Origin of the sequence: Streptomyces sp. DvalAA-14 (assembly GCF_900091855.1) — a bacterium.
In the GTDB taxonomy this organism is placed as follows: domain Bacteria; phylum Actinomycetota; class Actinomycetes; order Streptomycetales; family Streptomycetaceae; genus Actinacidiphila.
The window spans coordinates 1-4,927 of record NZ_FMCH01000005.1; the positions used below are offsets into that span (position 1 = coordinate 1).

Consider the following 4,927-nt stretch of genomic DNA (forward strand, 5'->3'; position numbering starts at 1 on the left):
GGATCACGCCGGTGACCCACCAGGGCAGGTCGCCCAGCGCGGACAGTCCGGCCAGTGCCGCGCCCATGATCGCCTTGTCCGCGATCGGGTCGGCGATCTTGCCGAAGTCGGTGACCAGGCCGTAGCGCCGGGCGAGCTCGCCGTCGAACAGGTCGGTGATCATGGCGACCGCGAAGGCCGCCCAGGCGAAGGACCGCCAGACCGGGTCGTGGCCGTCGGCGTGCACCAGCAGCAGGACGAAGCCGGGGACCAGCGCCAGTCTGATCATCGTCAGCAGGTTCGCGACGTTCATCAGCCGGGCCTTGGGAGCCGGCGGGTCCCCGAGGTGGTCGGTGCCGGCGGCGGGGCCCGGCGGCGGTACGGACGGGGCCACGGAAGCCCTCCCGGTCAGGGGCGCTGGTACGGTCCCGATCACCGGCGCGGGCCCGGCCGCGGCGGGCGCGGTGGCGGGCCCCGGTGCGGGTGAGGGCGCGGCGGACGGCGTGGACGGAGGTGGGGAAGCCGGCGCGGGCGTTGCGGCTCCGGTCATCTGCCCACCCCGTCCCCACGGCCGGTGTTCCCGGTGACCGCGGTGTCCCGCCCGCCCGAAGAGCCCCGCAAGTCCCCCGAGTCCCCCGAGTCCCCCGAGTCCCGCGCCCCGGCCGGATCCTGCCCGCCCGCCGGCTCCCGCGCACCCGCCGGCTCCCGCTCCGGCTCCCGCGCACCCACCGGTTCCTGCACGCCGAGCGGCTCGGCGATCAGGTCGACCCCCTCGGTGCCGGTCACCTTCGCGGTGACGAGCATCCCGGGTGCCGGCTCCCACCAGCTGCCGACCGGAGTCAGCACGACCTGGCCGTCGGTCTCGGGCGCCTGGTGGTCGGCCCGGCCCGTGACCTCGCCGGTCTCCTCGTCCACGGCCTCGACCAGCACCCTGACCGTGGCGCCGAGCCGCTCCTCGGCGCGTTGCGCGGTCAGTTCCTCCGCGAGCCGCGAGACCCGGGCCAGCCGCGCGGCCACCACGTCCTCGTCGAGCTTGTGGTCGTACGTGGCCGCCTCGGTGCCGTCCTCGTCGGAGTAGCCGAACACGCCGATGGCGTCCAGCCGGGCCGAGCCGAGGAAGCGTTCGAGTTCGGCCAGGTCGCTCTCGGTCTCGCCGGGGAAGCCGACGATGAAGTTGGACCGCACACCGGCTTCGGGCGCCTTGGCCCGGATGGTGTCCAGCAGCTCCAGGAAGCGGTCGGTGTCGCCGAACCGGCGCATGGCCCGCAGCACGGCGGGGGCCGAGTGCTGGAAGGACAGGTCGAAGTAGGGGACGACGCCGGGGGTGCCGGTGAGCACGTCGATCAGGCCCGGACGCATCTCGGCGGGCTGCAGGTAGCTGACCCGGATCCGCTCGATGCCGTCCACCGCGGCGAGTTCGGGCAGCAGGGTCTCCAGCAGGCGGATGTCGCCGAGGTCCTTGCCGTAGGAGGTGTTGTTCTCGCTGACCAGCATCACCTCCTTGACACCCTGTTCGGCGAGCCATCGGGTCTCGCCGAGGACGTCGGAGGGCCGGCGGGAGATGAACGAGCCGCGGAAGGAGGGGATCGCGCAGAAACTGCAGCGGCGGTCGCAGCCGGAGGCGAGCTTCACCGAGGCGACCGGGCCGGAGTCCAGCCGGCGCCGCAGCGGCGCGCGCGGACCCGAGGCGGGGGCGACGCCCGCCGGAAGATCGGTCAGGTCGGCCGCGCCGGCACCGCCCGCTGCCGCGGCGTCCTGGCCGTGTCCGGGCAGCGCCACCTGTGCGGTCTGCCGCTCCGCGGGACTGATCGGCAGCAGCTTGCGCCGGTCACGCGGCGTGTGCGGCGCGTGCACACCGCCGGCCAGGATGGTCCGGAGCCGGTCGGAGATGTCGGCGTAGTCGTCGAAGCCGAGCACACCGTCGGCCTCGGGCAGGGCCTCGGCCAGTTCCTTCCCGTAGCGCTCGGCCATGCAGCCGACCGCCACCACCGCCTGGGTACGGCCCTGGCCCTTGAGGTCGTTGGCCTCCAGCAGGGCGTCCACCGAGTCCTTCTTGGCCGCGTCCACGAAGCCGCAGGTGTTCACCACCGCCACATCGGCGTCGGCCGCGTCGTCCACCAGTCGCCAGCCGTCCGCCGCGAGTCGGCCGGCGAGTTCCTCGGAGTCCACTTCATTGCGGGCGCAGCCGAGCGTGACGAGAGCGACGGTACGGGGTTCGGGCATGAGCCCAGACTACCCGCAGGGGGTACGGCCACCCGTACGCGGCGGTTGGCGCACCGCCGCGTGGGGGTCAGCCCTGAGTGGGGTCGCCCGGGGTGAAGGTGAGGTGGGCGACCTGGCCCTGGGAACCGGCGCGGCCGATGTCCTTGCCGTTGACGAACAACTGGACGGAGCCCGCGTTGCCCACCACGAGCTTGATCTTCTTGTCGTCGGTCCAGGTCATCGACTGACCCTTCTTGAGCGAGTGCTGGTAGAGCTCCTTGCCGTTGCCGTCAGTGGCCAGGATCCAGCTGGACCGGTCTTCCACGCTGGCCTTGACCGTGACCTTGCCGGGCGGTGCGGCGGCGATCGCGCTGTTGGACGGCTGACTGGGGCTGGGCGCGTGGTTGCCGCTCGGGCTCCGGTGGGACGCCGTGCCGGTGGGGGCGGTGGCGGTGGGGGTGGAATCGGCGGTGCTCTTGCCGCCGCCGCTGTGCAGCGCGGTGAAGCCGACGAAACCGATGACGGCGACGATCGCGGCGACCATGGCGGCCGTCCAGTTCGGCCTGCGCCGCTCCGAGCGGATCCGTTCGCCCTCGTACAGGGGTGCCACGGGGGCGGGGGCGGTCTCGGCCGCGTGCTCGGCCACGTACTGGTCGATCAGCGGCTCGGGGTCGATCCCGACGGCGCGGGCGATGGTGCGGATGTGCCCGCGGGCGTACACGTCACCGCCGCAGCCGGAGAAGTCGTCCTGCTCGATCGCCTGGACGATCGGGACGCGGACCCGGGTGGTGGTGCTGACCTCGTCGATGGAGAGTCCCGCGGCGACGCGGGCCTGGGCAAGGGCACGACCGACCGAAGGTTGGTCGTCGGGGGGCGAGTTGCCGATGGACACGAGGGCGCCTTTCGAGCGTGCAGCCACCTGCTGGAAGTTCAGTCTAGGGGGGGTGCGAAAAGGTGGGGGCAACCGGACGACCTGTTTTTGTGCGCCACTCGGGCTGCCCGTCCGGTGGTTCAGCTGTAACAACTTGACGCGCGAGCAGGACGAACGGTTGCCCCCGATCGTGCCCCGGCTGCGGACGGTCAATCGTGCGGCGCCGCGTCCCCGCCGCGGATCACCGCCAGGACGCCGTCCAGCTCGTCGGCCTTGACCATGACATCACGCGCCTTGGATCCCTCGCTGGGCCCGACGATGCCGCGCGACTCCATCAGGTCCATCAGCCGGCCCGCTTTGGCGAAGCCGACCCGCAGTTTGCGCTGGAGCATCGAGGTGGAGCCGAACTGGGTGGAGACCACCAGTTCGGCGGCCTGGCACAGCAGGTCGAGATCGTCGCCGATCTCCTCGTCGATCTCCCTCTTGGGTCCGCTGCCGACCGTGACGTCGCTGCGGTAGGCGGGGGTGAGCTGCGCCTTGCAGTGCTCGACGATCTTGGCGACCTCGTCCTCGGTGACGAAGGCGCCCTGCATGCGGATCGGCTTGTTCGCGCCCATCGGCAGGAACAGTCCGTCACCCTTTCCGATGAGCTTCTCGGCGCCCGGCTGGTCGAGGATGACCCGGCTGTCGGCGAGCGAGGAGGTGGCGAAGGCGAGCCGGGACGGCACATTGGCCTTGATCAGGCCGGTGACGACATCGACGCTGGGCCGCTGGGTGGCGAGCACCAGGTGGATGCCGGCGGCCCGGGCCAACTGCGTGATGCGGACGATGGAGTCCTCCACATCGCGCGGCGCGACCATCATCAGATCGGCCAACTCGTCCACGATCACCAGCAGATACGGATACGGGGTCAGCTCGCGCTCGCTGCCCTCCGGGGTCCTGGCCTTGCCGGAGCGGACTGCGGCGTTGAAGTCGTCGATGTGCCGGAAGCCGTACGCGGCCAGGTCGTCGTAGCGCAGGTCCATCTCGCGCACCACCCACTGCAGCGCCTCGGCGGCCCGCTTGGGGTTGGTGATGATCGGGGTGATCAGGTGCGGGATGCCCTCGTACACGGTCAGTTCGACGCGCTTGGGGTCGACCAGCACCATCCGCACCTCGTCGGGGGTGGCCCGGGCCATCACCGACGTGATCAGGCAGTTGATGCAGGAGGACTTGCCGGAGCCGGTGGCGCCGGCCACCAGCACGTGCGGCATCTTGGCGAGGTTGGCCATCACATAGCCGCCCTCGACGTCCTTGCCGAGCGCCACCGTCATCGGATGGACCTCGCCGGCGGCCTCGGCGGACCGCAGCACATCGCCGAGGTTGACCATCTCCCGGTCGCTGTTGGGGATTTCGATGCCGACCGCGGACTTGCCGGGGATCGGGCTGATGATCCGGACGTCGGGGCTGGCCACCGAGTAGGCGATGTTCTTGGCCAGCGCGGTGATCCGCTCGACCTTGACGGCGGCGCCCAGCTCGACCTCGTAGCGGGTCACCGTCGGCCCGCGGGTGAAGCCGGTGACCGTCGCGTCGACCCTGAACTCCTTGAAGACCTGGGTGAGCGAGGCCACCACCACGTCGTTGGCGGCGCTGCGGGTACGCCCCGGGCCGCCGCGCTCCAGCAGGTCCAGCGACGGCAGGGCGTAGGTGATGTCGCCGGACAGCTGCAGCTGCTCGGCGCGCGGCGGCAGCGGCGCGCCGGCGCCCGGGTCCGCGGTGTGCTTGGTCAGGTCGGGAACGGAGCCGCCGTCGGGGGCCGCGGCCGCCGGCGATCCCGTAGCGGCCGCGGCGGCGTCCTCACCCTCCTCGGCGCGGGCGGCCGGCACCTGCTTGCGG

General features: G+C 72.0%; 4 protein-coding genes. All 4 read right to left on the bottom strand.

The features are described from left to right. The coding region (locus tag GA0115240_RS00210; protein ID WP_237554481.1) for a CDP-alcohol phosphatidyltransferase family protein at positions 1–529 on the bottom strand (529 nt) is incomplete at its 3' end. Then, positions 526–2,202 (bottom strand): 30S ribosomal protein S12 methylthiotransferase RimO, encoded by a 1,677-nt coding sequence (gene rimO / locus GA0115240_RS00215; RefSeq protein WP_093734595.1) that lies wholly within the window; start codon positions 2,200–2,202, stop codon positions 526–528. The genes GA0115240_RS00210 and rimO, both read right to left, overlap by 4 nt. Before the next feature lie 67 nt (positions 2,203–2,269). Next, positions 2,270–3,073 carry a helix-turn-helix domain-containing protein gene (locus tag GA0115240_RS00220; RefSeq protein ID WP_093734596.1) on the bottom strand — a complete coding sequence of 268 codons (804 nt, stop codon included), beginning with the start codon at positions 3,071–3,073 and terminating at the stop codon, positions 2,270–2,272. Positions 3,074–3,261: 188 nt separating this feature from the next. Then, positions 3,262–4,927: DNA translocase FtsK (locus GA0115240_RS00225; protein ID WP_176724944.1), on the bottom strand; the 1,666-nt coding region annotated here is incomplete at its 5' end.